At 44.7% G+C, this 18,196-nt stretch carries 11 protein-coding genes; 7 read left to right on the top strand and 4 right to left on the bottom strand.

The window, feature by feature from the left end:
- The first annotated feature begins 220 nt into the window (after positions 1 to 220).
- Positions 221 to 2,818, top strand: a complete 2,598-nt coding sequence (gene acnB / locus HW45_RS00960) for a bifunctional aconitate hydratase 2/2-methylisocitrate dehydratase (RefSeq protein ID WP_038224012.1) — start codon at positions 221 to 223, stop codon at positions 2,816 to 2,818.
- Between the two features lie 100 nt (positions 2,819 to 2,918).
- Here the strand turns inward: acnB and HW45_RS00955 are convergent, their stop codons facing one another.
- From HW45_RS00955 to HW45_RS00945, 3 genes are all read right to left on the bottom strand, one after another.
- Positions 2,919 to 6,305, bottom strand: coding sequence for a response regulator (locus tag HW45_RS00955; RefSeq protein WP_038224010.1), 3,387 nt, complete (start codon positions 6,303 to 6,305; stop codon positions 2,919 to 2,921).
- Positions 6,306 to 6,538: 233 nt separating this feature from the next.
- Positions 6,539 to 7,561 carry a 16S rRNA (guanine(1207)-N(2))-methyltransferase RsmC gene (rsmC, locus tag HW45_RS00950; protein ID WP_038224008.1) on the bottom strand — a complete coding sequence of 341 codons (1,023 nt, stop codon included), beginning with the start codon at positions 7,559 to 7,561 and terminating at the stop codon, positions 6,539 to 6,541.
- Between the two features lie 66 nt (positions 7,562 to 7,627).
- Positions 7,628 to 8,701: an AI-2E family transporter gene (locus HW45_RS00945; protein WP_006072681.1), complete on the bottom strand. Its 1,074-nt coding sequence runs from the start codon at positions 8,699 to 8,701 to the stop codon at positions 7,628 to 7,630.
- A 170-nt stretch (positions 8,702 to 8,871) separates the two neighbouring features.
- On the opposite strand from HW45_RS00945, the gene HW45_RS30150 reads away from it, so the two are divergent.
- The gene (locus tag HW45_RS30150) at positions 8,872 to 8,994 is read left to right on the top strand and encodes a hypothetical protein (RefSeq protein ID WP_261359919.1); all 123 of its coding nucleotides are present in this window, start codon (positions 8,872 to 8,874) and stop codon (positions 8,992 to 8,994) included.
- A 45-nt stretch (positions 8,995 to 9,039) separates the two neighbouring features.
- On the opposite strand, the gene hemL is transcribed toward HW45_RS30150, so the two are convergent.
- Positions 9,040 to 10,332 carry a glutamate-1-semialdehyde 2,1-aminomutase gene (gene hemL / locus HW45_RS00940; protein ID WP_038224068.1) on the bottom strand — a complete coding sequence of 431 codons (1,293 nt, stop codon included), beginning with the start codon at positions 10,330 to 10,332 and terminating at the stop codon, positions 9,040 to 9,042.
- 303 nt (positions 10,333 to 10,635) lie between these two features.
- Here hemL and erpA point away from each other — a divergent pair, with 303 nt between their 5' ends.
- From erpA to ilvN, 5 genes are all read left to right on the top strand, one after another.
- A complete protein-coding gene (erpA, locus tag HW45_RS00935; protein ID WP_006072684.1) occupies positions 10,636 to 10,977 on the top strand; it encodes an iron-sulfur cluster insertion protein ErpA in 342 nt (113 codons plus the stop codon).
- A gap of 252 nt (positions 10,978 to 11,229) precedes the next feature.
- Positions 11,230 to 12,345, top strand: coding sequence for an efflux RND transporter periplasmic adaptor subunit (locus HW45_RS00930; RefSeq protein WP_038224006.1), 1,116 nt, complete (start codon positions 11,230 to 11,232; stop codon positions 12,343 to 12,345).
- A gap of 9 nt (positions 12,346 to 12,354) precedes the next feature.
- Positions 12,355 to 15,504: an efflux RND transporter permease subunit gene (locus HW45_RS00925; protein ID WP_038224004.1), complete on the top strand. Its 3,150-nt coding sequence runs from the start codon at positions 12,355 to 12,357 to the stop codon at positions 15,502 to 15,504.
- 424 nt (positions 15,505 to 15,928) lie between these two features.
- Positions 15,929 to 17,665, top strand: coding sequence for an acetolactate synthase 3 large subunit (locus tag HW45_RS00920; protein ID WP_038224002.1), 1,737 nt, complete (start codon positions 15,929 to 15,931; stop codon positions 17,663 to 17,665).
- Between the two features lies 1 nt (position 17,666).
- On the top strand, positions 17,667 to 18,161 hold the full coding sequence (gene ilvN, locus HW45_RS00915; RefSeq protein WP_006072691.1) for an acetolactate synthase small subunit: 495 nt from the start codon (positions 17,667 to 17,669) through the stop codon (positions 18,159 to 18,161).
- Positions 18,162 to 18,196 lie beyond the last annotated feature (35 nt).

Genomic DNA, 18,196 nt, shown 5'->3' with positions numbered 1-18,196 from the left:
CGCAAAATGCTTGTTTTTACTCAAACTTGCAATGTTGGTCAAAATGATAAGATTTTAATCTAACGTTAAATTTGCTATCCTTCGCCCCACAGTTTGGCCTCTCTGGCACTGCTGATTCAGTTACTTGATGACGAGATAAGGCGAGGGAGAGCCAAGTTTCCAAGGATGTCCACTCCTAATTCTAATTATTAAGGAGGGACCGCAATGAGAGGAAAAAGTCGTGCTTGAAGCCTACCGTAAACACGTCGAAGAGCGTGCTGCCGAAGGAGTTGTCCCAAGACCCCTAGACGCCGAACAAGTTGCTGGACTTGTTGAGCTATTAAAGAACCCACCTCAGGGTGAAGAAGAGTTTATTCTAGACCTCCTCGAGAACCGTATTCCACCTGGTGTTGATGAAGCTGCTTATGTTAAAGCAGGTTTTCTGACGGCTGTAACTAAGGGCGAAGTAGAATCGCCACTAGTGAGCCGTGAAAAAGCAGCTGAACTCCTAGGCACTATGCAAGGTGGTTATAACATTGAATCACTGATTGCCTTGCTGGACGATGCAGCGCTAGCGCCAATTGCCGTTAAAGCACTGTCTCATACGCTACTAATGTTTGACGCTTTCTATGATGTAGAAGAGAAAGCAAAAGCGGGTAATGCCTACGCAAAACAAGTTCTAACCTCTTGGGCTGAAGCGGAATGGTTCCTGTCTAAACCAGAGCTACAAGAGAAAATTACGTTGACAGTATTCAAGGTGACGGGTGAAACCAACACTGATGATCTGTCGCCTGCACCTGATGCTTGGTCTCGTCCAGATATTCCAGTACACGCCCTAGCGATGTTGAAAAACGTACGCGATGGCATTGAGCCGGATCAACCAGGTTCAATCGGCCCAATCAAACAAATTGAAGCACTTAAAGGCAAAGGTCATCAACTTGTTTATGTTGGTGACGTGGTCGGTACAGGTTCTTCTCGTAAATCAGCAACCAACTCTGTGTTGTGGTTTATGGGTGATGACATTCCAAACGTACCAAATAAGCGTGCTGGTGGTTATGTATTGGGTGGCAAGATTGCGCCAATCTTCTTCAACACAATGGAAGATGCAGGGGCACTGCCAATCGAAGTGGATGTAACTAAGCTGAACATGGGTGACGTGATTGACGTGTATCCATACCAAGGCAAAGTATGTAACCACGACTCAGGTGAAACCCTAGCAGAGTTTGCACTAAAAACAGACGTACTGATTGATGAAGTTCGTGCAGGTGGTCGTATTCCACTTATCATTGGTCGTGGTCTAACAGATCGTGCTCGCCAATCTTTAGGTCTTGAGCCGTCAGAAGTTTTCCGCCGCCCAGTAGCCGTTGAAGAGTCAGATGCTGGCTATACATTGGCTCAGAAGATGGTTGGTAAAGCGTGTGGCGTTGAAGGTGTTCGTCCGGGGACTTACTGTGAGCCTAAGATGACGACGGTTGGTTCTCAAGATACGACAGGCCCAATGACACGTGATGAGCTAAAAGACTTAGCATGTTTAGGCTTCTCTGCAGACCTAGTAATGCAGTCATTCTGTCACACCTCAGCGTATCCAAAACCAGTCGATGTGAATACTCATCATACATTGCCTGATTTCATCATGAACCGTGCCGGTGTTTCACTGCGTCCAGGTGATGGTGTTATCCACTCTTGGTTAAACCGTATGCTTCTACCTGATACCGTTGGTACAGGTGGTGACTCACATACTCGTTTCCCTCTAGGTATTTCTTTCCCAGCAGGTTCTGGCCTGGTCGCGTTTGCTGCGGCAACCGGTGTTATGCCTCTTGATATGCCAGAATCTATCCTTGTTCGCTTTAAAGGTGAAATGCAACCAGGCATCACACTTCGTGACCTTGTTCATGCGATTCCTTACTATGCGATTCAGCAAGGTCTATTGACGGTTGAGAAAGCCGGTAAGATCAACGAGTTCTCTGGTCGTATCCTAGAGATTGAGGGCGTTGAACATCTAACTGTTGAACAAGCATTCGAACTTTCTGATGCTTCGGCTGAGCGTAGTGCTGCAGGTTGTACCGTTAAACTGTCTCAAGAGTCCATCGAAGAGTACTTGAACTCAAACATCACTATGCTTAAGTGGATGATTTCAGAAGGCTATGGTGACCGTCGTACTATCGAACGTCGTATTGTTGCAATGCAAGAGTGGCTTGCTAATCCAGAACTGATGCAAGCGGATAGCGATGCAGAATACGCACATGTTATCGAGATTGACCTTGCAGACGTGACGCAGCCAATTCTTTGTGCACCAAATGACCCAGATGATGCTCGCCTACTTTCTGAGGTGCAAGGAACAGAAATCAACGAAGTCTTCATTGGTTCTTGTATGACTAACATTGGTCACTTCCGCGCTGCTGGTAAGTTACTTGATAAGTACAATGGTCAACTAGATACTCGTCTATGGATTGCTCCGCCAACGAAAATGGACCGTGACCAGCTAACAGAAGAAGGCTACTACGGTATCTTTGGTCGCGCTGGGGTTCGTATCGAAACACCGGGATGTTCTTTGTGTATGGGTAACCAAGCGCGTGTGGCTGACGAAGCGACAGTTATGTCTACGTCGACTCGTAACTTCCCGAACCGTCTTGGTACTGGTGCTAATGTATACCTTGCGTCAGCTGAGCTTTCTTCAGTCGGTGCAATCCTAGGTAAGATTCCAACGAAAGAAGAATACCTAGAGTACATGAAGCAGATTGACCCAACGGCTGCAGATACTTACCGCTATCTAAACTTCCACCGTATGGGGCAGTACACAGAGAAAGCAGACACAGTCATCTTTCAAGAGCCTGCTTAATGGTGAATTATAGGGCTCGATAAGAGCTCTATGCTGAATAGCAAAACGGCCACTTTGAGTGGCCGTTTTTTTATGCGCTGAGTTAGTGATTTGATCTAGGCTAATTGGTCAGCAACTTTTGTAGCTTGTCGCGTAGAGCAATAATATGGTCGCGCTCTGGGCCTTGGCGGTGACAATGGTCGAGTATGTATTCTACTGAGCTTAGTACTGTACGCCAACGAGGTGTTTTGGGTAACGTCTCTAAGCGCAAATATTTATCCAATGTGCGCGTTTGCAAGGTGCTGCGGTCTAAGTAAACACGCCACAAGCCACTTTGTTCAGCAAAGGCAAACTTGGTTTGTCCAGTAACACCTTCCCAATACTCCAACGCATTGGTCATGGTATCTACCAATAACTCGCGCATCAATTCAGGACGAGACTTCTCTTCATCGACGGCTTTATCCGCCAATTGAGTAAATTCTCCGCCCAGCTCTTTGAGCTCGAGCAGTTTCGCCTTATCACCTTCAATCGCATATCGAGAAAGCGCATCAATAGCGGTCTCTAGGTTTTTCACGCGCGTTTGATCGAGAGACTGCCCTTGTTCGAATATGTAGATGCTCTTTAACCCCGAACCTTCAGGTAAGGTGAGAATGTCAGTATTTATATGTTGGCGTACATCATCGACAAAAATATCGATATCTCCGCAATAATGCTCTTGAGACAAGTGAATAAATTTAGGCGCAATAAGCTCTTCAACATTGGAGCGTTTGAGTTGCTCAACACTACGTTTAAACATACGTCCGGCACTTTGGTTAGCAAACTGTACCTTCAAGTCTTCTCGTATACACAGAATGGCTTCTGGCGCACTATCGAGTTGCTCGATCAAACGCCCTTGTGTTTCTAACAAACTTGCTTCAACCAACGCACGTTGCTTGATTTCATACTTGAGAAGTTGATTTTCAGCGCGTCTCTCTTCAGCTTTGCTTGCTTGAAGGTGAGCGGCGATACGTGCTGCCAGCTCCGGTTTACTGAACGGTTTTGCAAGATAGTCATTGGCACCGAGCTCAAAACCACGAACTCTGTCTTCTGATTGATTCAAAGCGGTGAGCATTATGATAGGCAGCGCGGCATGATCATATTGTTCACGAATGGTTTCACACACTTCAAAGCCACTCATTCCAGGCATCATAATATCGAGCAGCAGTAAGTCTGGTTTTTCATGCTCAATAATATCCAGTGTTTCTAAGCCATCTTTGGCCAGTTTCACTTGATAGCCTTCTAGTCTTAAAAAGCTCTCTAGGATACGTAAATTCACTGGCTCATCATCCGCGACAAGCAGTACTGGTCCATCTGGATTCTCAGGAAGGACTTCCTCTTCTTCGGGATTGATCTCAGTCGGCTCGGCGATATGGAAGTGACTATTCTGTCCTAATTGAGACATATGCTCTATTTCTTCCTGTGTCGCTAAAGGAAGAGTGAAGCTGAACGTGGTGCCAACATGAGGCTGACTACTGACATATAGAGAACCGCCCATTAACTCAATAAGCTGTCGACTTATCGATAAGCCAAGCCCTGCACCTTGGCGATAATGACCTGAATCATGACCCGCTTGAACTAACGGCTCGAAAATATGTTCAAGCTGCTGAGCAGGAATCCCTTGGCCAGTATCTACTACTTGTACACGAATATGATCATCCATGGCGGTGGCCGATAATACGATCTTACCTTCATTGGTGTATTTGATGGCATTACCTACAAGGTTATAAAGTACCTGTTCTAAGCGCTGTGGATCGGCTGAGACATAAGGCAATGGCTCGAGGACTTGATTGATAATTCGAATCTTCTTTTCACCAAGCAAGTGATGTGACAGCTCCAAGACCAGCTGTGTTGCACCAGTTAAGCTGATAGCAGAACGTTCAATATCTAAGTTGCCGTAACGCATCTTGTGATAATCGAGAAGATCATCCACCAATCCAGCAAGGCGCTGGCCACTGTTAACGATGATATCAAGCTGATATTTATGGTTAGCGCCGATTGGCCCATTGGCACCTGAGATCATTGCCTCTGCAATCCCAATCATGCCGTGAAGTGGAGTGCGGAGTTCGTGAGAGGTGGTTGCAAGGAATTCATCTTTCAGCTTGTTTGCTAGCTGTAATTCTTCATTTTGCTTTTTAATCGTGACTAAATTCTGCTCTAGCTCTTGATTCTGACTCTTAATGAGCTCGATTTTCTCTTTTATTGAGCGCCTCATACGCTCGAAACTCAGAGCTAATCGGCCAATCTCATCTTTACGGTCTGCGCTAATAATCGAAGGTTCTAAGTCTCCACCAGAGGCTCTTTCGGCTGCCCAAGTAAGCTTAAGCAGTGGCGACGTAATAAAGTTAGAAAGGTAGTGTGAAGCAATGACAACCAGCACAATCGCGGTCAGCATTGCAATAACAAACAGTTTTTCTAGTTGCTTAACGCTAGCAAAAGCGATGGCTTCTGGTGTTTCTGCAACCAGTGCCCAATTTGTTTCATTGAGTTGAATAGGAGTGAATGCCGCAAAGTAGTCTTCGCCTTTGGTATTGGTGTAGCTACCCACCATGGTGAGACCCGATAAGGCTTGTGAGATAACTTCGTTGCTGTTGTCTATGGTGTCTTGTTCAAGCCCAAGTATCTTGGCGGCATGGTCACTACCGACCAGCAACAGCTTAATATCATCTGGTTTGCCGTCAGTGATGAGTTTAGTGATTCCCTTGATGGGAAGCCTGAACATGGCATAACTGTGAAGATAACCTTGCTGGATAATCGGTGCACCAAGCCACGCGTACTGTTGGTCATCTTGTAGGGCAAAATCGGAAATAACCACCGGGGTGTACTCTTCGTTTTCTTTGCGCTTGTGAGTGACTTCAGATTTCAAACGATCAAAGGTTTCGCCAAGGATCTGAGTTGAAAACTCGCCCGTTTCTAAATTTGTGCCGTAATAGCGATTTTTATAGACGGAGTAGGTGACGTTGCCTGCAAGATCGACCAGTATGATGTCATCAAAATCTGAGCGTTTCAGGTGCTCCATAAACGCCCTATGATAGCGCTTGTGTAGAAGACGGTAGCGCTCACTTCCTACATAACTACTAGAGTCTGGAAGGATTGCTGTTTTTACTTGATTGCCTGAACCTTGAATATAGCGTTCTTGCGCATGTTCTCTTGCTTGTTCTATATCGTCACCGAGGCGCTGGAACGCATTTACCAGTCCATAGAATCGTCCTCCACTGGCATAAGCGAGTTCTGAACGTACGAATCCCATGACTTCAGACTCTTGAGCTTGAAAGTAGTTGATCAACTGTTGTTTTTTAGTATCTCTTATCGATACCAGATGAGAGGTACTTTGATCTTTTAGATCCTGACTGTGTGCGTTGAGAAAGAATAGCGCGATGACCGTCAAGGGTGTAATGCTGAGCACCAAAAAAGCCATCATCAAGGTGTTTTGCAGTCGCTTGAATTTCTGTTTTCGATACAACTTGAACATATTTATCGCTTAGCTCTCGGTATGACGAATTAAGAAAGAGTTAACCTTAGCAATTTAATGACTTTTTTTTCTTTGACAAGTAAGTTGGCGATAAACCGTGTTGAGTAACACAAAAATAACGTATGCAAGCAGCTTTGCTGTGTAAGAAAGGGCCTAGTGAAGCGAGTTATTTAAATGAATTCAATTGGTTGGTAAAAGGCTTGAGAACACCAACCAATTGGATTCTTGATGACTTATTTTGTTGCGTGATAGATAGCAAACTTACGATTTTTATCGACTGTATGACAGTGACCAAATTGCTGCTCAATAATAGGGGGGTATTTGAGGAAGCTATTAGCAACAATCATTAACTGCCCGTTGTTATTCATATAGTTAGGTGCCTCAGACAATAAGGTTTCTGTTGCTGAATAACTGGTATCTAAGCCAGCGTGAAACGGAGGATTACTGATAATAAAGTCGAGTCCCGGCGTGACATCTGAGTAGACGTCTGACGCAAATACCTGACCTTCTAAATTATTTGCTAATAGAGTTTGCTTGCTCGATTCAATGGCAAAGGCATTGATATCACACATATTGAGTTCAATATCGTTATATTTTAGCCCCATGTAAGCGCCAATAACACCGGCACCACAACCAAAGTCGAGCACTTTACCTTTCAGTTCAGGTAGGTTGTTCAGGAGCAACTGACTACCACCATCAAATTCACCGTGACTGAAGACGCCTGGCAGGCTTTTAACTGTGATGGGTAATCCATTGAGCTCTACGTGGTAGCTTTTAAACCAGTTTTCAAGCTCAAATGACTCAGGCGCTGATTGACACATGCCCCAGTAAAAAGAGCAACGTCGAGCTGAGTCATATTTGTTCATTGGTCCGTAAGGCTTGAACATTTTTTCGATGCTCTTTACGCCAGAGCGATTTTCACCTACAACAGCAATCTCAGTGTCGTTGCCAAGTTTTGCTAGTGCCATTTCCAGTAGCATTTGCGCTTCGGCTTTCGCTTTTGGCCAGTAGAGTAAAATCATATCGGCATCAATGTCACTCGATAATAAAGCGCCGAACAACGTCGTGATTTTACTTGAAGAGCTTAACATGCGGTAGGTGATGTAATTACTGGTAAATACTGTCACCTTGTCGCAGTGTTTACTAAGCTCGATAGGGAACTGATCTTCTATTTCGCCGATGACCAATACACGCTTTTGTGCGAAGTATTCGAGTTGCCTTTCCGCGATTTGACTAGGTGCGATGTAGGTTGCCATGACGAGTTATCTCTGGAAGTAAAAAGGGAGGGGATTCTCTCACAAAGCCCTCCCTGAAAAAAGTGTCTAGCTGTTATCTTGTCCGTCTAAGAAGTCTTTAAATTCTTCTTCGTACATATTGAACAGAACCATAGTGATGGCAAAGATAAGAGGGCCGTAAATTAATCCAATTAAGCCAAATAGATGAATACCACCTAAGAGAGAGAAGAATATCATCAGAGTATTCATACCCGCACTTCCCTGCATTAGCAGCGGGCGTAGTACGTTATCAATAGAGCCGACGACAGCGATGCTCCAGACAGCTAAGAACAAGCCCCATGTGGTATCGCCAGTAATGAGCAAGTAAGCGGTAGCTGGTATCCATATAAGTGCGGTCCCTACAACAGGAATAAAGGACGCAAAGCCCATCATTGTGCCCCAAAACAGCCCAGGGAACCCTGCCATCCACATACCAAAACCACCTGCAGCTCCTTGAGCTATCGCGGTCAAGAATGATCCCATGACCGCTGATTTAGACACTTTTTCAATCTCATTTAATAGGCGATCTTCTTGACTGCGCGAGAACGGCAGAATATGGCGAATCGCAGCGATGATTTTGTCGTGGTCACGCAATAGGAAAAACAGAACAAATAACATCAAGAAGAAGTTCATCAGGAAGTTTGTTGCGTCACCAAGAATTTTTGCACTAGTCGCAACTAAATTCGAACCTAGCGAAGTCGCAAATTCAGCCGCTTTCTGAGCAATATCTTGTGCGTTAATTGCGTCAAAAGGTAGGTAGTCATTGATAAAAGACAACCCTTTCTTTACCCAAGGGTGCGCGATAACCTCTTGAATACCACCGCCAGTGACCCATTGATACATGTTTTGAGAGAACACGGAACCCTGTTGAACGATAGCACTAAACACCAAAAGTAGAGGCATAACGATAATAAACGTCAATACAATACATGAGAGCAAGGCGACGACGTTCTTGTGCTTCGGCATTTTGCTCTCAATCCACTCATGAATTGGGAACATCAACAGAGAAAGGATGAACGCCATAACAATGGAGTTCATATAGGGTTCAACTAATAAATAACAAGCAAACGCTGCAAACAGAAGGGCAAGGATCAGTACCCAGTGGCTAGCAGTCACATTCATTTTATTTTTCACAACGTTTCCTCAGACCTTCTTAAAGAAGGGGTAATGACTTTATGACAAACACCTACAGACGAGGCGTTTTTACTTAGTTATAGTGGTCATATAATGGACGCAAAATGTTGATCGATCAACGTTAATTACTTTTCATTCATTGGCTTTACGGAGGGGATATGGGGTGTTGTAGCGACGACAAGAAGTGTCAATCGAATAAGCGTCAAAAACGTGCTATTCCTTGGTTTTCTCTGACCATTGCAGTGCTCATTATTCTGGCGCTGTTTAATTGGCAGGCATAAAAAAGGGCTGATTAATCAGCCCTTAAGATATTTTTCAATGCTTGCTTATGCTTCGCTAGCAATGATGGCGAAACTGCGATCAGCTGCTTCTAATGTCGCATCGATTTCTTTAGAGCCGTGTGCCAACGATGTGAAGCTGGCTTCAAATGCTGATGGGGCTAGGTAAACACCGTGGTCTAGCATTAAGTGGAAGAAGCGTTTGAAACGTTCAACATCACACTTAGCCACCTCTTCATAGCAAGTGATAGTTTCTTGCTCAGTGAAGAAGAAGCCGAACATGCCACCTACTTGGTTCACGACTAGTGGTACACCGTGTTTGTCAGCAAGTTGCTTAAAGCCATCAGCAAGTTGTTTGGTCTTGTTCGCTAGGCGTTTTTCATTACCTTCTTCAGAAAGTAGCGTCAAACAAGCGTAACCTGCCGCCATCGCAATTGGGTTACCTGACAGCGTACCTGCTTGATAAACAGGACCTGTCGGTGCGATGTATTGCATCACTTCTTTACGACCACCGAAAGCACCAACTGGCATACCGCCACCAATGATTTTACCGAGCGTGGTTAGGTCTGGCTTAATGTTGTAATGTGCTTGTGCGCCACCTTGAGCAACACGGAAACCTGTCATTACTTCATCAAAAATAAGTAGAGCACCTTCGTCATCGCAAATCTGACGTAGACCTTCATGGAAACCCTCCACTGGCGGAATACAGTTCATATTGCCTGCAACAGGCTCTACGATAATACAAGCGATTTCGCCTTTGTTTGCTTCAAACAGAGCTTTAACGGAATCTAGATCGTTGAAACGTGCAGTCAGTGTGTATTTAGCAAAGTCAGCTGGTACACCTGGAGAGCTTGGTTGTCCAAGTGTTAGTGCACCTGAACCAGCTTTAACCAATAGACTATCTGCATGACCGTGGTAGCAACCTTCGAATTTAAGAATTTTGTCACGACCAGTGTAGCCACGCGCTAGACGAATCGCACTCATGGTTGCTTCTGTACCAGAACTTACCATGCGCAGTTGTTCCATTGATGGAACCAACTTGCGAACTAATTCCGCCATGTTGATTTCCATTTCAGTTGGTGCACCGAAACTTAATCCACGTTGCGCTGCATCAATCACTGCATCACGAATTGCAGCGTGGTTATGGCCTAGAATCATAGGACCCCATGAACCTACGTAATCAATGTACGCTTTACCATCAGCATCAAAAATCAATGGACCATCGGCACGTTCGATAAAAATAGGTGAACCACCTACGCCGTTGAAGGCACGAACCGGAGAGTTAACACCGCCCGGGATGGTCTGTTGCGCTTTTTCATACAGCTCAGCTGATTTGGTCATGGAAAGTTCCTCTTTGCTTGTTCGGACCAAGTTGAGCAGCATTGTACATCTCCGCACAGATTCTAGTAGTGTTTTGAGCACATTTTCGTAAATTAGCGTTTGAATCTGCTGTAAAGCTAATTTGCTTTTGCGTAATACTTGAACGAAGCAGTCAGGTATTAGATAATCTGGTGCAATAACTTTAAAAATTATATGCAAGGTCTGGTGAGCAACTGGGCCGTCGTTTTTCATCGCAGGGGATATCTGCCCATCATTAGGTTGTGGTAGGGTGTTATTTGCGATTGAGTAGCAAGAGAGGTTCCCGTGAGTGATGTAGCTATTCCTTTAGATTTTTCAGATGCCGCGGCAACGCGTGTACAGACCCTAATTGCAGAAGAAGAAAACCCACAGCTTAAGCTTCGTGTTTATATTACGGGTGGCGGTTGTAGTGGCTTTCAATATGGCTTTACGTTTGATGAGAACGTGAACGAAGGGGACACGACTATTGAGAAATGTGGTGTAACTCTAGTGGTTGATCCAATGAGCCTGCAATATTTAGTCGGTGGTGTGGTTGATTATACTGAGGGACTAGAAGGTTCTCGTTTCTTCGTGAATAACCCAAATGCGACAACAACCTGTGGATGTGGCGCATCGTTTAGCGTATAGCAGATAAAAAGGCGAACCATGTGTTCGCCTTTTTTGATCTAGCTTTCAACACTGTGAAAATTCCCCCATCAAGAACAGATTAGGAGAGAAGTTTAGTTGTCTATTTCTCTAGGCTGAGTAAAGTAGTTCAGTCACCACATTAAACATAGGATGTCGTTTAATGTTTGATTGCTAATAATTTTTTAGAACTAGTTGCCCTAGAGCAACGTACCTAACCGTTAGCGTCAAAAACACAATTATAAGGAAATGATTATGCCAATCAGTCAATCTGGCAGTTTTTTTTCGAAACGTCCTTGGCTTATTTCTCTGCTCTGTATCTTCATACTTAGTGTGTGGCTAGGTTTAGGCGTGTTAAAAGCTGAAGAAAATCAATCTACCGCACCTTCCGATGATCCTGCGCCTCTAGCTCGCGTCGTATATCAAACTTTTAATGCTCAACAAGTCGAGAAGAAAATCGATCTCTACGGCCGAACAGCGCCAGATCGTACCGCGAAATTGGGTGCTGAGATTGCAGGTAAGATCACTAAACTGAATGTACGAAAAGGTGATTCAGTTAAAGCAGGTCAGTCAATCGCTCAAATCGATCTCGGTGATTTGCAGATACGCTTAGAGCGTGCTCAAGCGATGCTAAATGTCAGACAGCAAGAATTCAATGCCTCTAAATCTTTAAAAAGCAAAGGACTTCAAGGAGAAGTGGCTTACTCAACCGCTGCCGCAAATTTAACTGAAGCGAAAGCTATGGTGAGTGCGGCGAAATTGGCATTACGCAATACATCAGTCAAAGCTCCATTTACCGGTATTGTCGACCATCTATATATTGAACTTGGTGATTTTGTTTCGGTTGGTGATCCTGTGGCGACGCTGATTGATTTAAAAACGTTGATCATCGAAGCGGATGTTAGTGAGAGACATATTCAGCAATTGGTCACTAGCCAGCCATCGCAAATCCGCTTTATTAGCGGTGATGAAGTGACCGGAAAATTGCGTTATATCTCTCGAGTCTCTTCTGAGTCGACGAATACTTTCCCGATTGAAATTGAAGTGCCAAATCCTAATCAACGTATTCCTGCTGGTGTCAGTGCAGAGGTTGAACTTGCGTTAGATGAGCAACTAGCGATCAAGATTACGCCTGCAATGTTGGCGCTAGATGAAAGCGGCAACCTAGGGGTGAAAACTCTCAAGGAAAATAGAGTCGCCTTTATACCGATTCAGCTTGTTAAAGCTGAACAAGATGGCGTTTGGCTGACCGGGCTGGGTAAACAAGTAGATATTATTGTGCTCGGACAGGGGTTTGTTCGTGATGGTGACAGCGTTGAAGCGATCAGTGTTGAACAAGCCAATCAAATCGCCCAGCAGCAAGAGCAATAAGGAGCTGCCATGTTTGCATTAATTGATGCGGCGCTGTCTCGCTCCAGAACCATGTTGAGCTTACTGGTTCTAATCTTGATTGCTGGTATTGCGACTTATAACTCGATACCAAAAGAATCGAGCCCAGACATTACCATTCCTATCATTTATGTTTCTGTTAGCCACCAAGGTATTTCTCCTACTGATAGTGAACGACTGTTAGTTCGTCCTCTTGAAAAAGAGATGCGCTCCGTAGAGGGGGTGAAAGAGATGACGGCAACGGCTTCAGAAGGACATGGCTCAGTGACGTTGGAATTTAACGTCGGTGTCGATCTAGCCAAAGCGATGGCCGATGTCAGAGATGCGGTGGATTTAGCGAAACCTAAACTGCCTGATGGCAGTGATGAGCCGACGGTAAACGAAGTAACCCTTGCCTCAGAGCAACCTGTGTTATCAGTCGTTCTTTACGGTACTGTTCCAGAGCGCACCATTGTTCAACTCGCTCGCCAATTGCGCGATAAGTTGGAGAGCTATAGGCAGATCCTTGAAGTGGATATCGCGGGTGACCGTGAAGACATCGTTGAAATCGTTGTCGATCCATTGTTGATGGAGAGCTATGGCTTAGATCAGGGCGATATATACAATTTAATCGCATTGAACAATAAGGTGGTGGCTGCGGGTTTTGTCGATACTGGATATGGACGTTTTTCCGTTAAAGTGCCTTCCGTATTTGATAGCTTGAAAGATGTATTGGAGCTACCAGTTAAGGTCGATGGCAAACAGGTGATTACTTTTGGTGATGTGGCGACAGTGCGCCGCGCATTTAGAGATCCTGACAGCTTTGCTCGTTTAGATGGTCGTTCAGCAGTGGTACTTGATGTCAAAAAACGCTCGGGTGAGAACATTATTGAAACGGTAGATCTCGTTAAAGAGGTATTACGCCAAGCGCAAATGCTGCCGAAGTGGCCAAATAACCTTCTGGTGAAATTCACCAAAGATGAATCGAAAGACGTAAAGATCATGCTTAATGATCTCCAAAACAATATTCTTTCGGCCATCATTTTAGTAGTGATCGTCATTATTGCTATTCTTGGTGTACGCACGGCCTTGTTGGTAGGGATATCAATTCCCGGCTCTTTCCTAACGGGCTTATTGGTGCTCTCAGTATTTGGTTTAACGGTCAACATTATCGTGCTGTTTTCACTAATCATGGCCGTGGGGATGCTGGTTGATGGGGCCATTGTTGTAACGGAGTTTGCTGACCGTCGAATGCAAGAGGGTACGCCTCGTAAACAAGCTTATCGTGACGCTGCAAGGCGAATGGCTTGGCCAATTACAGCCTCAACGGCCACTACGCTAGCAGCTTTTGCGCCGCTATTATTCTGGCCGGACACCACCGGCGAATTTATGAAATTCCTACCGTTGACTCTTATCGCAACCCTTACTGCATCGCTTGTCATGGCACTGTTGTTTGTACCTGTGATCGGTGGTTTGATTGGCAAGCCTCAGTATGTTTCACAGAAGCGCCAGCAACAGATGGTTGCGTTACATAACGGTGAATTTGATCAAGCAACCGGTATCACTAAGCTCTATTACCACACACTAGATATTGCCATCGGTCACCCATTGAAAATACTGTTGTTGGCGATTTTGATGGCGATAGGGGTCGGGTTCGCCTACAACAAAGCGGGTCTAGGTGCCGAGTTCTTCCCTGAGGTAGATCCTCCTTACTTCAATGTAAAAGTGCGTTCTCACGGTGACTTATCGATCAAGGAGAAAGATGAAGTGATGAGAGTGGTGGAACAGGTAATGTTTAACCACAAAGAATTTGAGAGCGTCTATACCAAAACCGGTGGTAAGGATGAAATTGGTACGATTCAGATCACTCCGGTTGATTGGCAAGATCGTCGCCGTGTGAATGTTATTATCGAAGAGCTAAAGCAGACCACGGATCAGTTTGCTGGTGTCGAAATCGAGTACAAATTCCCAGATGCTGGACCGCCTGTTGAACACGATCTAGAAATTGAGCTCTCAGCGCGTTTCCCAGAAAAGCTCGATGAAGCCGCTAAAATGATACGTCGCTGGGCTGATGTTAACTCTAAGCTGACCAATATCAGTGATACCTCGAATAAGCCGGGTATTGATTGGCAAGTTGATATCAGTCGCGATGATGCATCACGGTTTGCTGCAGATGCGACTTTGGTTGGAAATACGGTACAGTTTGTCACTAATGGATTGAAAATTGGCGACTATTTGCCTGACGACTCGACGGAGGAGGTGGATATTCTCGTTCGATTCCCAAGTGACAAACGAGATATTGGCCGATTTGATGAGCTCCGTATCAAAACCCCAGCGGGATTGGTGCCTATTACCAACTTTGCAGAGATAACTCCTCAGCCTAAACAAGATACGATCAACCGTTTAGATGGCGTTCGTATTATTAGTGTTAAGGCTGATATGGCTGAAGGGTATAACCTCGCGGTCGAACTGCCAGGGTTTCAGCAGCAACTGAGTAATATCGATTTACCAGCCGGTATCGATTATAGAATTCGTGGTCAAAACGAAGAACAGAAGAACTCATCTGAATTCCTGCAAAGTGCGTTTTTGGTTGCACTAGCGGTGATGGCATTGATACTGATAACTCAGTTTAATAGTTTCTATCAAGCCTTCCTTATCTTAAGTGCCGTTATATTCTCGACAGTGGGGGTATTTGCAGGTCTGCTTATTTTCCAGCGACCATTTGGCATTATCATGTCGGGAATTGGGGTTATCGCTTTAGCTGGGATCGTCGTGAACAATAACATCGTGCTGATCGACACATATAACCAACTGCTAAAACGAGGTTTAGACAAGCGAGATGCCATATTGAGAACCGGAGTGCAGCGTTTGCGTCCCGTCTTATTGACTACAGTAACGACCATACTCGGCCTTATGCCAATGGTGCTGGAGATGAATGTCGACATCATTAACCAAAAAATAGAGTTTGGGGCTCCGAGCACTCAGTGGTGGTCGCAGTTAGCAACAGCTATCGCTGGTGGTTTGGCATTCGCGACAGTATTGACATTAGTATTAACCCCTTGCTTGTTAATGTTGGGCAAGCGAGAGGAGAAGCAATCTAAACCATCGATTTTCAAGCGTTGGCGCTTTAGTAAGAGAAAGCCTCCAGCAAAAGCGGCTTAAAAACATAGAGCCTTCAAATTTAAAAGCCTCCTTTGGGAGGCTTTTGTTATTTCTGCGGATAGCTTTGTTGTGAATTATCCAACTCAACGATAGGTTTGCGCGGTTTTTGGGGCTATTTGAAAGAATTTAATACTGAATTTTCATTAATATCCTTGTTGATCGTTTGGCTAGTGGTTCAAGCTTGTAACAAATGTTTGCAAAACGACTCATAAAAAGTGGAGTGTGTTTTTTGAGAACTTGATAGGGTTAGATCTTGTGCTAAGAAAGAGTTAAAGTTGTTGCGTAAACGAATGGTTTGTTATGACAAGCTAGGCGTGACATAGCCGAAAGTGAGTAATTTCGATTTAGGCTACGAATAAGACCTAACTATGTAATGCCAGCTCAGCAATAACCAAATTGCTGCGATAACTGGTAAGGAGACAATATGGCAGATTCAACCCCAGAAATGCTATCTGGTGCAGAGATGATCGTACAATCTTTGATTGACGAAGGTGTTCAACAAATCTTTGGCTACCCAGGTGGTTCCGTTCTCGATATCTACGATGCGCTGCATGAAAAGCGCGAAAATATTCAACACGTACTCGTTCGTCACGAACAAGCTGCGACTCATATGGCTGATGGCTACGCACGTGCAACCGGTAAACCTGGCGTTGTATTAGTGTGTTCTGGTCCTGGTGCAACTAATACGATTACTGGTATTGCAACCGCATACATGGACTCTATCCCTATGGTTGTTATCTCTGGTAACGTACCAAATAACCTGATTGGTAATGACGCATTCCAAGAATGTGACATGGTGGGTGTATCACGTCCTGTGGTCAAACACAGCTTTCTAGTACAACGTGCAGAAGATGTACCCGAAACATTAAAGAAAGCGTTCTATATCGCCTCTTCAGGTCGTCCAGGTCCAGTTGTTGTTGATGTTCCAAAAGATGTTATGAATCCGCAAATTAAGTTTCCTTACGAGTATCCGGAAACGATTAAGATGCGTTCTTACAACCCGACAATGACGGGCCATAAAGGACAAATCAAAAAAGCACTAAAAGCGATTCTAGAAGCGAAGAAACCAGTGCTTTATGTCGGTGGTGGTGCGGTAATGTCAGAAGCCGACCAGCATATTATTAAGCTAGCTGAAACGCTTAACTTACCTGTTATTAGTACTTTGATGGGGCTAGGCGCGTTCCCTGGTACCCACAAAAACGCACTAGGTATGCTGGGTATGCACGGTACCTACGAAGCGAACTTGGCAATGCATAATGCTGATCTGATTTTTGGTGTAGGTGTACGTTTTGACGATCGTACAACTAACAACCTTGATAAGTACTGCCCTAATGCCAAAGTGGTTCACATCGATATCGATCCATCGTCGATTTCTAAAAACGTTCGTGCTGACCTGCCGATTGTTGGCTCTGCAGATGTGGTGCTTGAGACCATGCTTAGATTGCTTGTGGAGCAAGGCGGAACGAATGATGAAGCTGCGCTTAATGCTTGGTGGGATGACATTGCAGGATGGCGAGCGCGCAACTGCTTAGGTTATGAGACCTCAGAAGAACGTATTAAACCACAACAAGTTATTGAAGTGTTGCACAAACTGACTGGCGGTGATGCGTATGTCGCGTCAGATGTTGGCCAGCACCAAATGTTTGCAGCGCTTTATTACCCATTCAACAAACCTCGTCGTTGGATCAACTCTGGTGGTTTAGGAACCATGGGCTTTGGCTTCCCAGCAGCCATGGGCGTGAAATTTGCACATCCCGATGAGGAAGTGGTGTGTGTCACCGGTGACGGCAGTATTCAGATGAATATTCAAGAGCTGTCGACGGCGATGCAATATGATGTGCCAATTAAGATCATTAACCTAAATAACCGTTTCTTAGGAATGGTAAAACAGTGGCAAGACATGATTTATCAAGGTCGTCACTCAAACTCATATATGGACTCTGTTCCAGACTTTGCTGCGATTGCAGAAGCTTACGGCCATGTAGGGATTCGAATCTCTAACCCAAGCGAGCTTGAGTCTGGTTTGAAGAAAGCGCTAGAAATGAAAGATCGCTTAGTATTTGTCGACATCAATGTTGACGAAACAGAACATGTTTACCCAATGCAAATTAAAGGGGAAGGCATGGATAAGATGTGGCTAAGCAAAACGGAGAGAACATAATATGAGACATATCATTTCACTACTAATGGAAAACCAACCGGGTGCACTTTCTCGAGTGGTAGGTTTGTTCTCTCAACGTGGTTATAACATCGAGTCACTCAACGTATCACCAACAGATGATGAAACCCTATCTCGTCTTAATATCACGACTGAGTCAGACGAAATGGAACTTGAACAGATTCAAAAGCAGCTCCACAAACTTATTGATGTTCTAAAGGTTCAAGAAGTAACTGAATTTGACCATATTGAGCGTGAGCTGATGATGGTGAAAGTAAAAGCCAGTGGTTTCGCTCGTGCGGAAGTAAAGCGTACTGCAGATATTTTCCGTGGTCAGATTGTTGATGTGACGGCTTCTCAGTATACCGTGCAACTAGCGGGCACCGCAGAGAAGTTGGATGCTTTTGTTTCAGCACTTTCTGAAGTGACTGATGTGGTGGAAGTTGCTCGAAGTGGTATCGTAGGTATTGCTCGTGGTGAGCGAGCACTTAAGCCATAGAGTTAAAGACGAACCACAGATATTAAAAAAGCGAG

The sequence above is a fragment of the Vibrio sp. ER1A genome, assembly GCF_000733315.1.
Taxonomy (GTDB): domain Bacteria; phylum Pseudomonadota; class Gammaproteobacteria; order Enterobacterales; family Vibrionaceae; genus Vibrio; species Vibrio mediterranei.
This window is presented reverse-complemented; position numbering and strand designations above follow the sequence as displayed.

Coding starts and splice junctions, on each gene's coding strand:
- HW45_RS00955 (WP_038224010.1), bottom strand. CDS start 6,305: ATGTTCAAGTTGTATCGAAAACAGAAATTCAAGCGACTGCAAAACACC.
- rsmC (WP_038224008.1), bottom strand. CDS start 7,561: ATGGCAACCTACATCGCACCTAGTCAAATCGCGGAAAGGCAACTCGAA.
- HW45_RS00945 (WP_006072681.1), bottom strand. CDS start 8,701: ATGAATGTGACTGCTAGCCACTGGGTACTGATCCTTGCCCTTCTGTTT.
- HW45_RS30150 (WP_261359919.1), top strand. CDS start 8,872: ATGGGGTGTTGTAGCGACGACAAGAAGTGTCAATCGAATAAGCGTCAA.
- hemL (WP_038224068.1), bottom strand. CDS start 10,332: ATGACCAAATCAGCTGAGCTGTATGAAAAAGCGCAACAGACCATCCCG.
- HW45_RS00930 (WP_038224006.1), top strand. CDS start 11,230: ATGCCAATCAGTCAATCTGGCAGTTTTTTTTCGAAACGTCCTTGGCTT.
- HW45_RS00925 (WP_038224004.1), top strand. CDS start 12,355: ATGTTTGCATTAATTGATGCGGCGCTGTCTCGCTCCAGAACCATGTTG.
- HW45_RS00920 (WP_038224002.1), top strand. CDS start 15,929: ATGGCAGATTCAACCCCAGAAATGCTATCTGGTGCAGAGATGATCGTA.
- ilvN (WP_006072691.1), top strand. CDS start 17,667: ATGAGACATATCATTTCACTACTAATGGAAAACCAACCGGGTGCACTT.